This is a genomic window from Salsipaludibacter albus, from assembly GCF_019798055.1.
GTDB classification, from domain to species: Bacteria; Actinomycetota; Nitriliruptoria; order Nitriliruptorales; family Nitriliruptoraceae; genus Salsipaludibacter; species Salsipaludibacter albus.
The window spans coordinates 1-16,655 of record NZ_JAHOPH010000025.1 but is presented as its reverse complement, the minus strand read 5'-3'; the positions used below and the strand labels follow the sequence as shown (position 1 = coordinate 16,655).

Annotated in this window: 14 protein-coding genes and 1 tRNA gene; 8 read left to right on the top strand and 7 right to left on the bottom strand. The window is 70.5% G+C overall.

The window, feature by feature from the left end; all coding sequences use genetic code 11:
* Positions 1-19: 19 nt before the first annotated feature.
* Together KR546_RS13955 and KR546_RS13950 are read right to left on the bottom strand one after the other, a co-directional pair.
* Positions 20-922 carry a tyrosine-type recombinase/integrase gene (locus KR546_RS13955; RefSeq protein ID WP_238445331.1) on the bottom strand — a complete coding sequence of 301 codons (903 nt, stop codon included), beginning with the start codon at positions 920-922 and terminating at the stop codon, positions 20-22.
* Positions 923-1,045: 123 nt separating this feature from the next.
* Positions 1,046-1,318 (bottom strand): DUF6429 family protein, encoded by a 273-nt coding sequence (locus tag KR546_RS13950; protein WP_238445330.1) that lies wholly within the window; start codon positions 1,316-1,318, stop codon positions 1,046-1,048.
* Between the two features lie 30 nt (positions 1,319-1,348).
* Here KR546_RS13950 and KR546_RS13945 point away from each other — a divergent pair, with 30 nt between their 5' ends.
* Positions 1,349-1,849 (top strand): DUF6933 domain-containing protein, encoded by a 501-nt coding sequence (locus KR546_RS13945; RefSeq protein ID WP_238445329.1) that lies wholly within the window; start codon positions 1,349-1,351, stop codon positions 1,847-1,849.
* Between the two features lie 192 nt (positions 1,850-2,041).
* On the opposite strand, the gene KR546_RS13940 is transcribed toward KR546_RS13945, so the two are convergent.
* The 3 genes from KR546_RS13940 to KR546_RS13930 form a co-directional block, all read right to left on the bottom strand.
* A complete protein-coding gene (locus KR546_RS13940) occupies positions 2,042-3,217 on the bottom strand; it encodes a heme-binding protein (protein WP_238445328.1) in 1,176 nt (391 codons plus the stop codon).
* A gap of 841 nt (positions 3,218-4,058) precedes the next feature.
* Positions 4,059-4,745: a response regulator transcription factor gene (locus KR546_RS13935; protein WP_238445327.1), complete on the bottom strand. Its 687-nt coding sequence runs from the start codon at positions 4,743-4,745 to the stop codon at positions 4,059-4,061.
* Positions 4,742-6,925 carry a sensor histidine kinase gene (locus tag KR546_RS13930; RefSeq protein ID WP_238445326.1) on the bottom strand — a complete coding sequence of 728 codons (2,184 nt, stop codon included), beginning with the start codon at positions 6,923-6,925 and terminating at the stop codon, positions 4,742-4,744. The genes KR546_RS13935 and KR546_RS13930 overlap by 4 nt, the downstream gene beginning before the upstream one ends.
* A gap of 179 nt (positions 6,926-7,104) precedes the next feature.
* Here KR546_RS13930 and KR546_RS13925 point away from each other — a divergent pair, with 179 nt between their 5' ends.
* The 3 genes from KR546_RS13925 to KR546_RS13915 all read left to right on the top strand — a co-directional run bounded on the left by KR546_RS13925 (position 7,105) and on the right by KR546_RS13915 (position 9,531).
* Positions 7,105-7,779: a hypothetical protein gene (locus KR546_RS13925; RefSeq protein ID WP_238445325.1), complete on the top strand. Its 675-nt coding sequence runs from the start codon at positions 7,105-7,107 to the stop codon at positions 7,777-7,779.
* 310 nt (positions 7,780-8,089) lie between these two features.
* Positions 8,090-8,575 carry a DUF1990 family protein gene (locus tag KR546_RS13920; RefSeq protein ID WP_238445324.1) on the top strand — a complete coding sequence of 162 codons (486 nt, stop codon included), beginning with the start codon at positions 8,090-8,092 and terminating at the stop codon, positions 8,573-8,575.
* Positions 8,576-8,859: 284 nt separating this feature from the next.
* Positions 8,860-9,531 (top strand): tyrosine-type recombinase/integrase, encoded by a 672-nt coding sequence (locus tag KR546_RS13915; protein ID WP_238445323.1) that lies wholly within the window; start codon positions 8,860-8,862, stop codon positions 9,529-9,531.
* Between the two features lie 164 nt (positions 9,532-9,695).
* On the opposite strand, the gene KR546_RS13910 is transcribed toward KR546_RS13915, so the two are convergent.
* Positions 9,696-9,787: transfer RNA gene (locus KR546_RS13910), tRNA-Ser, on the bottom strand.
* Between the two features lie 86 nt (positions 9,788-9,873).
* Here KR546_RS13910 and KR546_RS13905 point away from each other — a divergent pair.
* Complete coding sequence (locus KR546_RS13905; protein WP_238445322.1) at positions 9,874-11,127, top strand: MFS transporter; 1,254 nt, start codon at positions 9,874-9,876, stop codon at positions 11,125-11,127.
* Between the two features lie 4 nt (positions 11,128-11,131).
* On the opposite strand, the gene KR546_RS13900 is transcribed toward KR546_RS13905, so the two are convergent.
* Positions 11,132-12,319, bottom strand: a complete 1,188-nt coding sequence (locus KR546_RS13900; RefSeq protein WP_238445321.1) for an LCP family protein — start codon at positions 12,317-12,319, stop codon at positions 11,132-11,134.
* A gap of 133 nt (positions 12,320-12,452) precedes the next feature.
* On the opposite strand from KR546_RS13900, the gene KR546_RS13895 reads away from it, so the two are divergent.
* From KR546_RS13895 to KR546_RS13885, 3 genes are all read left to right on the top strand, one after another.
* Positions 12,453-12,911, top strand: a complete 459-nt coding sequence (locus tag KR546_RS13895; protein WP_238445320.1) for an ankyrin repeat domain-containing protein — start codon at positions 12,453-12,455, stop codon at positions 12,909-12,911.
* A gap of 32 nt (positions 12,912-12,943) precedes the next feature.
* On the top strand, positions 12,944-15,622 hold the full coding sequence (locus KR546_RS13890) for a bifunctional acetate--CoA ligase family protein/GNAT family N-acetyltransferase (RefSeq protein WP_238445319.1): 2,679 nt from the start codon (positions 12,944-12,946) through the stop codon (positions 15,620-15,622).
* A gap of 164 nt (positions 15,623-15,786) precedes the next feature.
* Positions 15,787-16,655: protein kinase domain-containing protein (locus KR546_RS13885; protein ID WP_238445318.1), on the top strand; the 869-nt coding region annotated here is incomplete at its 3' end.

Here is a 16,655-nt window from a genome sequence, read left to right as displayed (position 1 = left end):
GATCCGCCGCCATCGCTACTCATCGCGAGGTGGCGGACATGAGCACGAAGGTGGGGTCGCGGTGGAAGGACTGATCGGACTGGTCGTAGCCGACGGTGGTGTCGGCCTTGGCGTGCCGTGCGGCACGCTGCATGTCCCGAAGGGACACGCCTTGGAGCAGGCCGATGGTGATGTAGGACCGTCGTAGGGCGTGTGGGGTGATGTGCACGTCGATGTCGGCGGTCTTGGCGAGGCGGACCAGCATCGCGGCCACGTTGTGGCGGCGCATCCGGTTGCCCCAGGCGTTGACCAGGATCGGCCCGGTGGTGCGCCCGGCGACGGCGGCGTCGAGGGCCTGGTGGGTGCGCGGGTTGACCACGATGTCGGCGGGCCGGTCGCCCTTGCCGATGATGTGCAGCATCGGCTGGTAGGCCGTTCCGGTGAGATCTTCGATGTCGGCGGCGCAGGCTTCGGCGACCCGTAGTCCGTTGAGTCCGAGCAGACACACCGTGGCGTAGACGGCACCACCTTCGACCTCGGCAGCGGCGAGCAGATCGGTGAGCTGGTTGCGGTCCAGCCACGGCATCGGACGACGGTGCCGCAGTGGCCGTCGGATGCGAGCGGCGGCGTTGCCGACGTTGAGGTCTTCGTCTTCCAGCCATCCGAACCAGGCGGACAGGGTCGCGACGCGGCGGTAGCGGGTGGTGTTGGCCGGCTTGGGGGTGAGTTGTTCGAGTTCGCGCAGGTACAGCTCGAGGTGGGTGCGGCGGATGCCCTGGTAGGGGTGGAGGCGGTGGCAGTGGCAGAATGCAAACCAGTAGCGCAGGTCCACCCGGTAGGCGCGGCGGGTCGCAGGTGAGGCGTAGCCGGCCAGGAACGCGCCGGCGACCCGCACGGCCTCGGGGTCGTCGTCGAGTGGGATCGGATCGGTGTTGACGGTCATGGTGTCTCCGATGGTGGGTACACCATCGGCCTACACCCGCCCCAGAGGCGTCGTCCAGCGCGGTTGGCCGCTGCCAGCAGCGTGAGGCGGCCCGTCCCACAACGCCCAGCGCGCAAGATGGATCTACTGCTCGTCGTCGTCGAAGTGGCGTCGGAACAGTTCTCGGGAGCGTCGGGCACCTTCGTCGGTCAGGGCGACCGACTTGGCCTTGGACTTCGGGTCGAGGATCATCCCCTGAGCGTGGAGGCGGGCCAGCACCGCCCAGTCGTGGCCCTTCCATGCTCGAAGTTGCCCGTGCTGCTGGTGGGTGGTCAGATACAGCAGCGCCAACACCATCTCGTCGATCTTCGCCTCGTCGACCACCGCCAGCTCCCCGATCGGAACACGACCCATCATGCCAGCCCCGCCGCCACCGAGGCCGCCGCTGTGATCGTCATCCACGCAACCAAGAAGCTGCGCGACCGCGTCCGTGCCGACCCGCCAACCGCCGACGAGGACTCCACGGGCCGTCTCGGCAACTGGTACGCCAACGCGCTGTTCGTCCGCCCACAACTGGCCCTGTTCGTCAACGAAACGACCCTGGTGCCGCTGCTCACACCGCTGGCCCCGGCCGCCGGCCTGCTGGACCGGTTCCCCGCCGCACTCGGTGAGCTGCTGGCCGCCCACCGCCTTCCCAGGGCCTTCATCGACCGAGAGCTGGCCGCAGCCGACGAGCTTCGCCTGGCACCAACAGCCAACCGAAGCGTGCTCGGGGTGATGAACGAGTTCGCCTACCTCGCCCGCCACTACCTGCGCGACACCCAGATCCCCCGGGAGCTGCTGGACGTGTCACTGGAACTCGCCCAGACCCCGACCAGTCCACTGCGCGATCGACACGGATTCCCGGACCGCGAACTCCAAGCCTTCGCTGCAGAACACGCACTCTGACCGCCCCTATCCCCATGCTCGACCCGGCCGGGCGTGATCAGTTCCGGGCAGCGGGATATCGACACTCCGGCCGCCAACGTGGAAGCCGTCGGGAGCTGCGGGATCTCAAAGGTTCGCACGGATCGCGCCCTGGGCCGGGCGAAGCGCCGGCAACCGGCCCCCGCGATGACCGCGCGCGGACTCTAGGCGCTCTCAGCCGGGCTTCATGTCGTAGCCGCCGGGTGTCTTCTCGAGTGTTGCGATGCTGATGTGTGGCCACTGGGCACGGCCCGGAAGTTCATCTTCCCGAGGATTGAAGAAGTCGAGCATCACGACTTGTGAATACTGTAGTCGCATTCGGGGTTCCCCTTTCGGGCCCTGCTTCTTTAGCTCTTGGATCCAGAACGTCGACTTCATGCTGACGGGTTCCGCTTCGCGTGCGGCGAATGGTGCGTTTGAAACTCCTCCGTTGTGTCGCGTGGTATCGATGGTCAGAACCGTTGTTCGTTCGATTTGGACACCTTGGTTGGCCACGCGGAGAAGGTTGTTCATGTCAGCCGGGGTGAAGCCCGGAAACCCTGCGGTCGTGACGTTGCCAGTGAAAGGGTTGTCGATGTAGTGACGAAACGGATCAAGGTAAGGGTCGGGCTGGGCTGGATCCGTCGTGCCCGATGCGGTGGCGTCTGGAGAGTTGACGTCGTGGCCACCATTTGACAGATCCTCAAAGCGTCCGATCGGGAGCCCACTGACCGGCGGAATCTCTGGCATGCCCTCATGCTCCTCGCTGAAGCCGAGGGCCAGAACGGAGTTCCCATGCGGGATGGACGCGAGTCGTGCGATATTGATCTCCCCCTGGATGTCCCCCGAACGCAGATTCCGCATATACAGCCAGAGTCCGGGCTCGTGGTGGATCGGGGCGTTGACCCCACCGGCATCGTTGCTCGGAGGCTTGTCCTCAACGGCAACCTGCGCGATCTTCTGCTGGTAGTCAAGGGTGCTGACGAGCTGATCGAACTCCGTCTCCGGAGGCCGGAGAAGTCCACGGTTTGGCACGTTCTCGTCAACGAAGTCGAAGACGAGTTCCTCGTCGTACTGGTTCATCAGCACGCGGAAGTTGAAGCCGCCGGGCATAGGCGGCGGTGGTGCGGGCGAGTCCTTGAAGGGAAGGGCGATCATGTTCCAGCCGGTTCCCTTTCCCTCCCAGCGACCAAGCAGTTTCGTCAGGGGGCCAAGATCCACTTCCTCGGGCTTGGAAGGTGCTCCCCGGTGCGCCACCGTTGGTGCACGTGGTGCTGCAGCATCCGGACGTACCACTTCCTTGAAGCTACGAGTATTTTCGCCGCTGTGTACCTTGGCCATGTCGACTGCCCCGATCTCGACTAAACCCATCTCCGTCGCGGATCTCGAGGGTCTGGACCTTCGAGTCCGATTTGCGTCGCCGCCCACGTCCATCTCTAGCAAAGAGATCGAGGCATGGCAAGAGAATCTTGTAGGGCGTCGTGAAGAACTGACCTCAGGACAGAGACGAGTACCGCGAGCCTTGACGGCTGTGAGCAGCACAATTCGCGCACACAGTGCCCGTTACTCCAGAAGCGAGACGCGACCCCGGGCCACGTCGGGGCTCAGCGCAGATAGGGGTGGTGAGTTCGCGGTGCCGGCCGTCCTTCCCATCCGCACACCGGGAGTTGAAGCACAGCGACGGCCGAGAGGTCGCGAGCACGACGCATGTGCCATCAACCCGATCCCGATACTCGACGCCGGCGGCGTGTACGTCCGGTCCGTGGGATAGCGAAGCTACCGCCAGGGTCACGAGGTCCGTCGGGGAGCCGCGGGATCTAGACACCCCGGTCGACGGACGACAGCCCTCGTAGAACCAAGGGGTATCGCCACTTTGGGGCTCGGGGCGAACCATCGGAGAGCTACGGGATCTCACCACTTCCGCGGCCGTGCTCGAAGCCTTCGGAGAACTCGGGAGACCTACACCTTCGCGAGCCGGTCGAACTCCGGAAGGCGGGGGATCTCGGCCGGCATCGAGGGTGGCGAGCGACGCGAGGTCGTATGGACTCTGACTCAAGTCCCAACGTCGGGGCCGGATGAGGCGACCTCATGGCGTACATCGGGGCCGGGATGAGCGACGTTCGTCGACGCGGTCATTGGGCTTGCTGCGGCTCGTTCCTGGGCCCGCTTTCTGTGACTGGCCGAGGAGCGACACGAATCGCCTATGAAGAAGCTAGAAGTCCGTGGCGCGGCCCTGTTCGTCGAGGTAGGCGACCACGGCCGCAACACGGCGATGCACCATCGGCTCGTCGCGCAGCCCGAGCGTGGCGAAGATCGCCGTGGAGTACTTCTCGATCGACGACTCCGACAGGCTGAGCTGCTCGGCGATGCCGGCGTTCGTCCGTCCCTGCGCCATCTGTTCGAGGACTTCGCGTTCGCGCGGGGTCAGCCGCTGGATGGCCGAGGACTCCTGGACGCTTGACCGTGCCACGAGCGCGGCGACCACGGTGGGGTCGACGATCGAGCCACCGTCGGCGACGCTGCGGACGGCCTGCACCAGGCTCACGCGGTCGCCGACGCGCTCCTTCAGGAGGTAGGCGACCCCGTCGTTGCCGTCGCGGAGGAGCTCGACGGCGTAGCTGGCATCCGCGTACTGCGACAGCACAACGATGCCGGTGTCGGGGTGCCGCGCGCGGATCCGGCGGGCAGCATCGATGCCCTCGGACCGGTGGCCAGGCGGCATGCGGATGTCGGTGACGACCACGTCGGGTCGTTCGCGGTCGACGACCTCGACCAGTTCGTCGGCGGTCCCGACGGCGGCCACCACCTCCAGTTCGCCCGTCCCGGTCAGCGCGCGACGGACACCTTCGCGCACGAGGTAGTGGTCCTCGGCGATGGCGACGCGCAACGTCCTGCTCACGACGACTGGCCGTGCTCGCCGACGAGCGACACCGTCGCCCGGACCGTCGTGCCGGCCCCGGTCCGGGACTCCACGGTGAGGCCCCCGTCCAGCGCCTCCAGTCGAGCGGCCAGATTGCCCAGGCCGGTGCCGGTGCCGTCGGGCACGCCGTTGCCGGTGCCGTTGCCCACGACACGGGTCGTGGCGAGGCCGACGCCGTCGTCGACCACCTCGATCACCAGGGACCCGTCCCGGCGTGCCAGGGTCACCTCGACCCTGCTCGCAGCGCCGTGCTTGAGGCTGTTGGCGAGACACTCGGCGACCGTGAAGTACCCGGCGCCCTCGACGGCCTCGGCGAAGCGCCGACCCCGCAACGTCCGGTCGACCCGGACGGCCACGGGGACCGGGTGGCGGGCGGCGAGCGCCTCGACGGCCGGGAGCAGCCCACGGTCGGTGAGCAGGCTCGGATGGATCCCCGCCGCGAGCTCGCGCAGCGTCGTCAACAGCTGGGTGAGCTCGTCGCGCAGGTCGGCCAGGTCGTCCGCGACGGGGCTGCCGGCCGCCCGGCCGTGCTCGATCTCGCCGACGTGCTGGATGAGCGAGACCAGCTCCTGCTGGACCCCGTCGTGGATGTTGCGCTCGATCCGTCGCCGCTCGGTCTCCTGGGCTCTGACCAGCCGGTCCCGTGACTCGATCAGCTGGGTCGCCTTGGTCGTGAGCTCCGTCGTCAACTGCACGTTGGCGATCGCCAGCGCCGCCTGCCGTGCGAAGGTCTCGACCACCGCCGTGTCCTCGGGTCCCAGTGGGCGGGTGCGTCGCGGACCGCACTCGACGACGCCCAGCCGCTCGTCGCCCAGGACGATCGGGACGCGCAGCGCCGCGTCGCCCGGATCGGTGTCGCCGTGTCCTTCGGCGTCGGCGTCGAGGCGGACCCGGGCCCACTCGATCGACAGGCCACGCCGGAGCGTGCTCTCGATCGTCGGCAGCAGTTCGTTGACGTCGTAGGTGTCCTGCAGCGCCGAGCCGAGGTCGGCCACGAGGTGGGCGGGATCGGCCCGGCTCCCGAACACCCACCGGTCGGCGAGACGCTCGAGCCACTGCCGTGCGGGCTGGAAGGCCAGGGTCGCGACGACGGTCAGCACGGCGGCGCCGAACGCCGGGAGGCGGCGCCCCGCGGCCGTGCCAACGACCGCTCCCACCGCCACGTACAGCGTCGCGATCGCCAGCCACAGGACCCCGTACACGAGCGAGCGGCGCAGCACCTGGTCGACGTCGACGCCGCCGGGCCCGAGCACGGTCAGCGCCACGAACACGGGCACCGCGACCACGGCGGCGGCCGACACCACCGACAGCACGCCGAAGGGCATGTCGGGGAAGAGCTGGATCGTCACCGTGATGCCGATCGCGACGACCGGGACGCCCAGCATCCACCGCAGTTGCCGTCGCGTCGTCGCCCCCGACCGCAGGTAGCGGACGACGACGATGGCCAGCCCGACGAGGAACAGCGACCCGACGACGCCCTGGGCCACCGAGATCGTGGTGACGACCCCCTCGGACAGGTCCAGGTGGAGCGGGTTGGTGACGGTCGGCTCGCCGGCGTACCACGGCACCGGCACGAGCCGGTTGGTCGCGAAGGCGAGGGGGGGCACGACGACGAGCATCCACGCGGCGTTGGTCCAGCGACGCAGCCGATCCTCGATCCCACCGGACGGCAACCGGGCGACCAGTTGGAGGGCGACGATCCCGGTGAGGCCGGCCAACCACCACTCGGTGAGCGTGGTGGCCGCGATCCCAGTCGGCCCACTGCCAACCGCAGCGAGGACGTCGGGCAGCGCGCCGGCGAGCTCGCCGAGCAGCTCGAGCCCGGTGACCACGCCGAACCAGGCCGCCGCGGCGTTGTGGCGTCGGCGACGCAGCACGACGACCGCGAGGGCGACCCGGATGCCGTAGCCCAGGAACCACGCGGTCGACCCCAGGAAGTCGCGCCACGTGTGCGCAAAGCCGGGCAGTGCGGCGCCGAGGGCGTCGAGCAGGATCGTCGCCACCGCGGCGCCGGCTCCCAGGGCCACCATCCACACCGCCACGCGATGGAGCGTGGCGGAGGGTGCCGCCGGGGCGGGTTCGACCGTCGGGGACGTCACCCGGCGGAGGAACGCCAACGGTCGGCCGTTCCCCGTCGCCTGCAGGCCGTCGACGGTCATCGTGTCCCCATCATCGTCGATGCCCTGCGCTTCCGCCACGGTGCTGGCCGCAGTCGCAGGGTGGGGCGAGCCGGAGCCGAGGTCGGCGGGCAGGGGGATGGGGCCGGTCCCCGGGCGTTCGTAGCGTGAGTGGTGAGCCAGCGACCGCCGCCGAACCGAGGCAGCCGACAGGAGCCACCATGTCCACCCAGTCCCAGACGTCGAACCGAACCGCCACACCGGGAGCAGGCGACCGGAGCGGTGTGCTCCGGGCCGCCGGCGTGATGGCCGCCGGGGGCGTGACCTTCATGATCCCGGTGATCGGCTTCCCCGGGATCCACGCCAACTTCGAGGAGGACCCCGCCGCTCGTCTCGCCGGGTTGGAAGCGCACTACACCAACTACCTGGTCGGGTCGGTGCTGCTGAGCCTGGGCTGGCTGCTGATGGGCATCGGACTGTTCCTGCTGTGTCGTCGACTCGCCGAACTCGAGTCCGACTGGACCGCCACCGTCCTGCGCGTGACCGGCACCGTGCTGCTGGTGCCGTTCCTGGTGCTGACCCTGGTCTACCTGGTGCCAGAGGCGTGGAGCCTGACCGCGGCCGAATGGGCCGCCGCCGGTGACGAACCCGAGCCCGGCTGGCTGAGCGCACTCCAACTGGCGGTGACCGGGGTCATCCTGGTCGGATGGATGATCGTCTCGACGATCCTCGCCCGCAGCAGGCACTGGCCGACATGGCTGGGCGTGGTCTTCGGCATCCTCGGGCTCGCCACCATCGTGACCCAGCTCCCGCTGTTCGCCGCGATCGGCGCGATCGTCCTGGGAGCCACGGTCTGGCGGGAATCACGGCGCCGCGACGTTGCCGGTCTGACCTGACGGACCCCAGACGTTGACAATCGCGATCAAGTGTGGCTGCGGCCCGCCTCTGCACTGGCCTGAACCGCGCGCGCCAGCCGTTGAATGCGCACCCGATCCCGACACTCTCGCATGCGGGGTCGGCGTCTTCAGATGGAGGGACGCTCAGGCGGTGACTGGCCCAGGCGACCGTTTGCTGGCCACGGCGCTTGGACACCGGAGCCGGGCGTCCAGCCAAATTCCTGGTGTGGTCGGGGGACTACACCCTGTCGAACAGGACGATGTCGGTGGCACACTTGCGTCCACATGATCGGCCACACAAGGGGCACCGATGTCAGAGAGCTCGGACGCGCAGGTCGACGTGGCTGGGTGGCTCGACGGCGCCCGTGTGGCCACAACCATTCGACGACCCGTCGGCGACGTGTGGGACTTCCTGCTGGACATCGAACAGACCCCGACCTGGCGCACCCATCTGGGCACGGTGTCCTGGGCCGACGCGGGCCCACCGCGCATGGGCAGCGACATCCACGTCACGACGTCGCTGCTGTGGTACCGCAACGTGACCATGACCTGTCGGGTGACCCACCTCGACCCCAAGGCCGGGCTGTTCGCCTACCGGGTCGTCGAAGGACCGGCCACGACCGAGAACCAGTACCGCGTCACGCAGGAGAACACCGGCACACGGTTCGTCATGCAGGGTCGGCTGCTGTTGGACTCGTGGCTGATGCGACTCACCGGGCCAGCGCTGAAGTTCGCCGAGGACCGCATGGCCCGGCGTGAGGTCGACCGCCTCAAGCACATCCTGGAAGCCAACTGAAGCCGTTCCGCGCCAGCGATGTCCCGCAAACCACGGATACTCGCGGCGTCCGGTATCCCCCGCACTCGCCACCCTTGAGGGGCCTTGCGAACCGTAGGAGAACTGGCCGATCTCCCCACGGCTGACTTGACCTTCCATCCTCACCGCGACCGAGATATTGACAGTCTGCTGGGGCGGCTGGGCCACGGCGCTGGCTCCACGACAGCGCAGGAGCGCGCCTCCGGCTCGGACGGCTGGCCGAGACCACCTACGCGATCTACGAGCGCGACCTCCGCAACCACCTCTTGCCAGAACTTGCCGACGTCCCGGTCCAGGAGTTGGACGGCAACACGTTCACCCGCCACTACACCGCCCTGCTCGACGACCTCGCCCCCAAGACCATCGCCAACGTGCACGGGCTCGCCCACCGGATCCTCGAAGACGCTGTGCAGGACGGCGTGCTCCGCACCAATCCCGCGGACCGGGCCGTCAAGCCCTGTGCGACCGAGGCCGAGCATCCGACCTGGACCGCCGCCGAGGTGGCGCACTTCCTTGTCCACGTCCACGATCGCGATCTGCTGCTCGACCTCCTCCATGAGCACCGAATCCGCCAGGACGGGCAACGACGGCGCCTCGGTCCCGTCTGGCAGGACAGCGACCTCGTGTTCACCAACGGCATGGGGCGCTACCTCTACCCCGACGACGTATCGACCAAGTTCTCGAGACTCGCCCACGAATGCGGACTGCCCCACATCGGCGGGCCGCACGGCCTGCGGCACTCGCTGGCCTCCGCCCTGGACGCCAACGGCAGCGGGCTGGCAACGATCAGTGCCCTGCTCGGGCACGCCTCCACCGCGGTCACCTCCAGGGTCTACACCCACATGCCCAAGGGCGCCGACCGCGCCGCCGTCGACGCCCACGCCGCCGAGTTGTTCGCCACGGAGCAAGCAACCGAACGGTCGTCGGGCAACGCCTGAAGACGCGCCGGACCGTACCTCACCACCCCTCGGGCAAAATCCTGTGACCAATTCGTGACCAGTTTGCCCGGATTCGGCCCACACGGCGACGACCCCGGCACATTTTGCCGGGGTCGTCATTGCGCGTTCTACGGCTTCTACTGCAAGGATCCTGCAGTTTCGCCTGGCGGAGGGTGGGGGATTCGAACCCCCGAGAGTCTTGCGACTCAACACGGATTCCAGCCGTGCGCCATAGGCCTGACTAGGCGAACCCTCCGTGGTGCACCACGTTCGTGGCGAACGGCAAGGGTACGGGCCGGCACGACGACGGGCAACGCGGGGCCGGGCGTACCCTCCGCCGGCATGAGCACACCCGACGACCCCGTTGCGGTACCACGCACCCGCCGGCCCGTCGACCGCGCCACCCGCCGGGCCCGGGGCGCCGTGGCGGCGCTGTTCCTGTCCAACGCCGTCGTGCTGGGCAGCGTGGTCCCGTGGTACCCGGCCATCAAGGCCGACCTGGACCTGTCCAACACGGCACTGGGGCTCGCCATCGCGATGGGGCCGCTGACGGCGATCTCCATCGGGGCCGCGGCCGGGCCGCTGATCGGACGACTGGGCTCGGGACGGACGGCCACGCTGACCGCGTTGCTCCAGCTGGTCGCGCTGCCCATCATCGGACTGGCCGGCGCATGGCCAGTGCTGGCACTGGGCATGGTGGTCCTGGGCGGGACCGACACCATCACCGACGCGGCGATGAACGCGCACGGCATGCGGGTCCAGCGTCGCTACGGGCGAAGCATCATCAACTCCTTCCACGCGCTGTGGAGCCTCGGCGCGGTGCTCGGCGGCCTGGTGGCGTCGGCCATGGTGGGCCTGGGGGTGGCGCGCAGCGTGCACCTGGTCGTGACGGCCGGGGTGCTGGCCGTGGTCGTGGTGATCGCGGATCGCCTGCTCCTGCCCGGGCCGGAGAACACCGAGCGCCCGGACGAGGTCGCCACGTCCGAGACTGCCGGCACTCCCGGCGTGCGACAGGCGATCCGGACGGCCTTCGTGACCCTGGCCGGGCTCGGGGTGATGCTGATGGCCGCGGTGATGATCGAGGACGTCGCCGCCTCGTGGTCGGCGATCCACCTCCGCGAGACGGTCGGGTCCACCGCCTTCGTCGCGGGCCTGGGCTTCGTGCTGTCCCAGTCCGGCATGGTGGTCGGTCGCACGCTGGGCGACCGGGTGGTCGACGCCCTCGGGCCGGTGGCGGTGGCCCGGGGCGGGTTCGTGCTCGGCGCGGTGGGAGTCGGGACGGCGGCGATGGGTCCCGAGCCGTGGATCGTGCTGGTCGGATTCGCCCTGGGTGGACTGGGGGTCTCGACGCTCTACCCGCTGGTCATGGCCGCGTCGGGCGAGATCCCCGGCGTGCGCAGCGGGGACGGCATCGCGATCGCCTCGTGGCTCTCCCGGTTCGGCTTCCTGGTCGGGCCACCGCTGGTCGGGGTCGTCGCCGACGCCGTCGGCCTGCGCATCGCCCTGATGGTCGTGGCCGCGATCGCGCTGGCCGGCGCGACGCTGGCTCGGCTCCTCGCCCCCGCCGCGACGGCCACCGCCCCCACGGACGGATGAGGACTCAGCCCTCGACGAACGACGACAGGGACTCCCCGACCTCGCGCTCGAAGGTGGTCGCGAACGGCTCGGTCGCCACCAGCACCTGGGCACCTCCGCCGGTCGTGAAGTCCTCGATGGGGATCGCGAAGCGGTCGACGTCACCGGCCCGGCCCCGCATCGACCACGCCAGCCGTGCGCCGTCGAGCAGGTTCAGCCCGGCCCCGAGGGTCACGCTGTCGCTGACCCCACGCGCGAACCCGTAGAGGTTCGTGACGGTCTCGAACGAGCCGACCCGGCGCAGCAACTGCAGCATGATGTCCTGCTGGTGACGGTTGCGGGTCAGGTCGTTGACCCCGGCCATGTCCCGCCACTGGCCGTCCACCTGCTCCTGGAGCTTGCGGGCCCGGACCCACCCCAGCGCCGTGGCGCCGTCGGCCATGCTGCAGCCGGCCGGCAGCGACAGCACCCGGACGCTGCGGTCGCGGACGGGATGGTCGACGCAGATCTCCACGCCGCCGACCGCGTCGATGATCTCCTTGAACCCGTCGAAGTCGATCGCGACGACGTTGTCGATCTCGACGCCGGTGAAGTCCTCCACCACGATCGAGGTCAGCTCGAAGCCGTTGGCGACTCCCGGACAGCCGTTGTAGGCGGCGTTGATCCGCTGCTGCCCGGCGTGGCACGGGTCGTCGACCCACAGGTCACGCGGCAGCGAGAACATCACCGGGTCGCCGCCGTCGGCGGGCAGCAGCCCGACGACCAGGACGTCGGCACGCGAGCCCGCGATGGCCGCGCGCTCGTCGCTGCCGATCACCAGGAACGACCGCACCGCGTCCGACCCCGGCGGGGGCAGGGCGGCGGGTGTCGGGGACGCGGGAGCGCCGGTCTCCGGCGCACCGGTCGCCGTGGCCGCGCCGCCGTCGGGGAGCGGCTGGTCGTCGACACCGGTCACGGCCCGGTCGGCGAGTCGCTGTCGTGCCGCGTCGGTGTCGACCGGCACGCGTTCCAGCGCCGTGAGGCTCCACCACACGGGGATCGCGATCGCGACCAGTGCGATGGCCGCCGCGCCGATCCACCACCATCGCCGGGACGGTCCGCCCACGTCCTCACCGGCCCGCACGTCGGCGTCGGGGTCGGCCCCGGGGTCGTCGTCGGGGTCGGCGGCCACGCTGGCCGGGGCCTGCGTCGGGTCCTGCGGACGATCGTCCATGCCTGCTCCGTGGTGCCAGGCCGCCCCGTCCTGCCGTTCGACCCTACACCACCCCGGGTCGACCGGGGTCGGCGATCGAGGCACGTTTCGTGCGACGTGGTTCCATGGACTGCACCCCGACGGAGCCACCACCATGCCCGACGACCCGACCCCGTCACGGGAGCAGCCGACCGGCGACGCCGCCTCGCCGCCCGACGATGGCGACGTCCGCGCCCGCGCCGTGGAGCTGGCCCACCGGTTGCTCGACCTGGCCCGGGACGGTGACGCGTCCCTCCTCGACTGGGTCGACCAGGGCGTCCCGGTGAACCTCACCGACCCCGACGGGAACACGCTGTTGATGCTGGCCGCCTACCACGGCCACGCCGACCTGGTGGCCGACCTCGCCGACCGCGGCGGGGACGTCGATCGCTGCAACGACCGTGGCCAGTCCCCCCTGGCCGGCGCCGTCTTCAAGGGCTTCGAGGACGTGGTCCGGGTGCTGTCCCGGCGCGGTGCGGACCCGGACCTGGGCGAGCCCAGTGCCCGGGCCGCTGCCGACTTCTTCGAGCGGCCCGACCTCGCCGCCCACTTCCCCGAGCCGACCACGACCTAGGGTGGCGCTCGACCCCGTCGGGGAGGGAGACGATGCCACCGGACGCCAGCACCGGCTTCGACCAGGTCCTGCGGGACGGCACGACCGTCCACGTCCGCGAGATCCGGCCGGACGATCGCGAGCGCCTGCTGGGGATGTGGGAGCGCACCTCCCCGGAGTCGCGCCGGCTGCGCTTCCACGGCCACTTCGACCTCAACGAGGAGACGGTCGGCCGGTTCACGGACCTTGACCCCGACGACGAGTACGCGGTCGTCGCGACCCTCGGCCGCGGCGACGACGAACGCATCGTGGCCGTCTCCCGCTTCACCCGGGACGAGGACGACCGGGGCCATGCCGAGTTCGCCGCGCTGGTGGAGGACGCCCACCAGGGACGTGGGATCGGGTCCGCGTTGGTGCGCGCGGTGGCGCGCGCCGCCCACGAACACGGGATCCGCACCCTCACCGGGGACGTGCTGGCCGAGAACTCACGGATGCTCCGGCTGATCCGTGAACTGGGCTTCGCCCACGACGACCGTCGCGACCACCAGACCGTCCGGTCGGACATGACCCTCGACCTGGGCGAGGACTTCCTGTCGGTGGTGGACCGCGCCGACCGCCGGGCCGCCCAGGCCGCGTTGCGCCGGTTCTTCTCTCCCACGTCGATCGCCGTGGTGGGTGCGAGCCGGGACCCGTCGTCGATCGGCGGGATGGTCTTCCGCCACGTCCTGCACGGGGGGTTCGCCGGGGTCGTGTACCCGGTCAACCCACGCGCCGAGGTGGTCCAGTCGGTGCGTGCCCACCCCACCCTGTCGGACCTCCCCGAGGTCCCCGAGCACGTCCTGGTCTGCGTGCCGGCACCGGTCGTCAACGAGGTGGTCGACGAGGCCGGCCGACTGGGCGTCCGGGCGGTCACCGTGGTCTCGGCCGGCTTCTCCGAGACCGGCCCGGAGGGTCGGGACCGCCAGGACGAGCTGATGGCCATCGCCACCAGTTGGGGCATGCGCGTGGTCGGGCCCAACTGCATGGGCGTCATGAACGCCACCGAGGGCGTGCGGATGAACGCCACGTTCAGCGACACCTTCCCGGCGCCGGGCCGGGTGGCGTTCTCGTCGCAGTCGGGTGCGCTGGGGCTGGCCGTCATCGACCACGTGGCCGACCTCGGGCTGGGGCTGTCGACGTTCGTCTCGGTGGGTAACAAGGCCGACGTGTCCGGCAACGACCTCATCCTGTACTGGGAGGAGGACCCCGACACCGACGTGATCCTGCTCTACCTCGAGTCGTTCGGGAACCCGCGGAAGTTCTCGCGGATCGCACGACGGGTGTCGCGCTCCAAGCCGATCGTGGCGGTCAAGTCCGGTCGCACGGGAGCCGGCGAGCGCGCCGCGTCGTCCCACACCGCGGCGATCTCGGCCGGCGACGTCGCGGTCGAGGCGCTGTTCCGCCAGGCCGGGATCATCCGCACCGACACGCTCGAGGAGCTGTTCGACGTCGCGACGCTGCTGTCGAGCCAGCCACTGCCCGGTGGCCGCCGGGTCGGCATCGTCACCAACGCGGGCGGCCCGGGGATCTTGGCCGCGGACGCGCTGGAGTCCAACGGGTTGGAGGTCCCGGCGCTGGGTCCCGACCTGCAGGCGCGCCTGGAGGAGTTCCTGCCGTCCGCCGCCGGCGTGGCCAACCCCGTCGACATGATCGCGTCCGCCGGTGCCGCCGGGTACGAACAGACCATCCGCGCACTGGGTGCGTCGGGCGAGGTCGACGTGGTCCTGGTGATCTTCATCCCCACCGGCTCGACCAGCACCGACGACGTCGCCGAGGCGATGGTGGCGGCCCACGCCGACCTCGGCGACGACGTCCCGGTGCTGGCGGTGTTCATGTCCACGACCGGCCTGCCCGCCGCGCTCGAGCGGGCGCGGATCCCGTCCTACGCCTTCCCGGAGGACGCCGCCCGCGCCCTGGGGCGGGTGGCGGCGCACGCCGCGTGGCGCCGGACGCCACTGGGCGAGGTGGTCGAACCGGAGGGCGTCGACCCGGACGCCGGACGAGCCATCGTCGAGGGGGCGCTGGCGGAGGCACCCGACGGGACCTGGCTCGGCCAGGCCGACGCCGAGGCCCTGCTCGACGCCTACGGCGTGACCCGGCCGCGATCCGCGATCGTCGCCAGCGCCGACGAGGCTGCCGAGGTGCAGGCGGCATGGGACACGCCGGTGGTCGTCAAGGTCGCGGCGGCGATCCACAAGACCGACGTCGGGGGGATCGCGCTGGACCTGGCGACGCCCGACGCGGTCCGTGACGCGGTCGAGGCGATGGCCGACCGGCTGCGCGAGGGCGGGCTGGGTGAGCACACCGACGCGTGGCTGGTCCAGGAGATGGTGGACGGCATCGAGATGGTGGTGGGCGTCAACCACGACCCGTCGTTCGGCCCGCTGATCCTGGTCGGGCTCGGCGGGACCCTGGTCGAGTTGGTCCGCGACGTGAGTGTCCGGATCACGCCCGTCACCGATCGGGACGTCGAGGAGATGCTCGACGGCCTGCGGACCAGGCCGTTGCTGGAGGGGTACCGCGGCAGCCCACCCGGGGACGTCCCCGCCCTCACCGACCTCGTGCACCGGGTCAACACGATGGTCGAGGACCTGCCCGAGATCGCCGAGCTCGACTGCAACCCGGTGTTCGTGCGGCCCCGGGGAGAGGGCGTCGTCGCGGTCGACGTCCGGGTCCGGGTCGCCCCTGCGTAGGGTCCGGGTCGCCCCCGCGTAGTCCTCCTCCGTCGCACCGGTCCGGTCGGGGACGGACGTTCGGGGTGCCGGCCCGGGCGTGTCCTACCTTGGGACGGTCCGGCCTCGCCCCCGGACGGTGATCCGGGCCGGGGCCGGGATCCTGCCAGTTCGAGAGGGACGTCGTGGACCTGCCGATCGACGCCGTGCTCGCCGATCGCTACCGGATCGTCGAGCGACGCGGTCGTGGGGGCATGGCCGTGGTCTACGCCGCACACGACGAGGTCCTGGACCGTCGCGTCGCCGTCAAGGTCCTGGCCGAGCACCTCCTCGACGACCCGCGTGCGGTCGACCGCTTCGAGCGCGAGGCCCGTGCGGCCGCCCGGCTCAACCACCCCAACGTCGTGTCCGTCCACGACGCCGCCTCCGACGGCGACACCCACTTCCTGGTGATGGAGCTGATCGACGGCACGACCCTGGCGGAGCGCCTGCGCGACGAGACGACGCTGGGGGTGGACGCGACGCTGGAGCTCGCGGACCAGGTCGGGGCGGCGCTGGCCGCTGCCCACGCCGCCGGCATGGTCCACCGCGACGTCAAGCCGTCCAACATCCTGCTCACGGACGACGACCTGGTGAAGGTCGCCGACTTCGGGATCGCGCGCGCGGTGGCCTCGGCGGCCACCCAGACCGCCGTGGTGATGGGCTCGGTGCCCTACGTCGCACCGGAACAGCTCGACGGCTCGTCGGGCGCCGACCCCCGCAGTGACCTGTACGCCCTGGGGTGCGTGCTGTTCGAGTGCCTGACCGGCCGTCCGCCGTTCGTGGCGGACACGTCGGCCGCCGTCCTGGGCCAGCACCTCCACCTCACCCCCGCGGCCGTGAGCGCCCGGCGCCAGGTCCCCCCGGGGGTCGACGCGCTCGTCGCCGGGCTGCTGGCCAAGCAGCCCGAGGACCGTCCGGCGTCGGCCGACGTGTTCCGTCGCCAAGTGGCCCGCGTACGGGCCGGGGGCATGCCCGACGACGACCCGGGCGGTGCCGGGCGGTCCTCGGGCTG

Coding starts and splice junctions, on each gene's coding strand:
- KR546_RS13955 (WP_238445331.1), bottom strand. CDS start 922: ATGACCGTCAACACCGATCCGATCCCACTCGACGACGACCCCGAGGCC.
- KR546_RS13950 (WP_238445330.1), bottom strand. CDS start 1,318: ATGATGGGTCGTGTTCCGATCGGGGAGCTGGCGGTGGTCGACGAGGCG.
- KR546_RS13940 (WP_238445328.1), bottom strand. CDS start 3,217: ATGGGTTTAGTCGAGATCGGGGCAGTCGACATGGCCAAGGTACACAGC.
- KR546_RS13930 (WP_238445326.1), bottom strand. CDS start 6,925: ATGACCGTCGACGGCCTGCAGGCGACGGGGAACGGCCGACCGTTGGCG.
- KR546_RS13925 (WP_238445325.1), top strand. CDS start 7,105: ATGTCCACCCAGTCCCAGACGTCGAACCGAACCGCCACACCGGGAGCA.
- KR546_RS13920 (WP_238445324.1), top strand. CDS start 8,090: ATGTCAGAGAGCTCGGACGCGCAGGTCGACGTGGCTGGGTGGCTCGAC.
- KR546_RS13905 (WP_238445322.1), top strand. CDS start 9,874: ATGAGCACACCCGACGACCCCGTTGCGGTACCACGCACCCGCCGGCCC.
- KR546_RS13900 (WP_238445321.1), bottom strand. CDS start 12,319: ATGGACGATCGTCCGCAGGACCCGACGCAGGCCCCGGCCAGCGTGGCC.
- KR546_RS13895 (WP_238445320.1), top strand. CDS start 12,453: ATGCCCGACGACCCGACCCCGTCACGGGAGCAGCCGACCGGCGACGCC.
- KR546_RS13890 (WP_238445319.1), top strand. CDS start 12,944: ATGCCACCGGACGCCAGCACCGGCTTCGACCAGGTCCTGCGGGACGGC.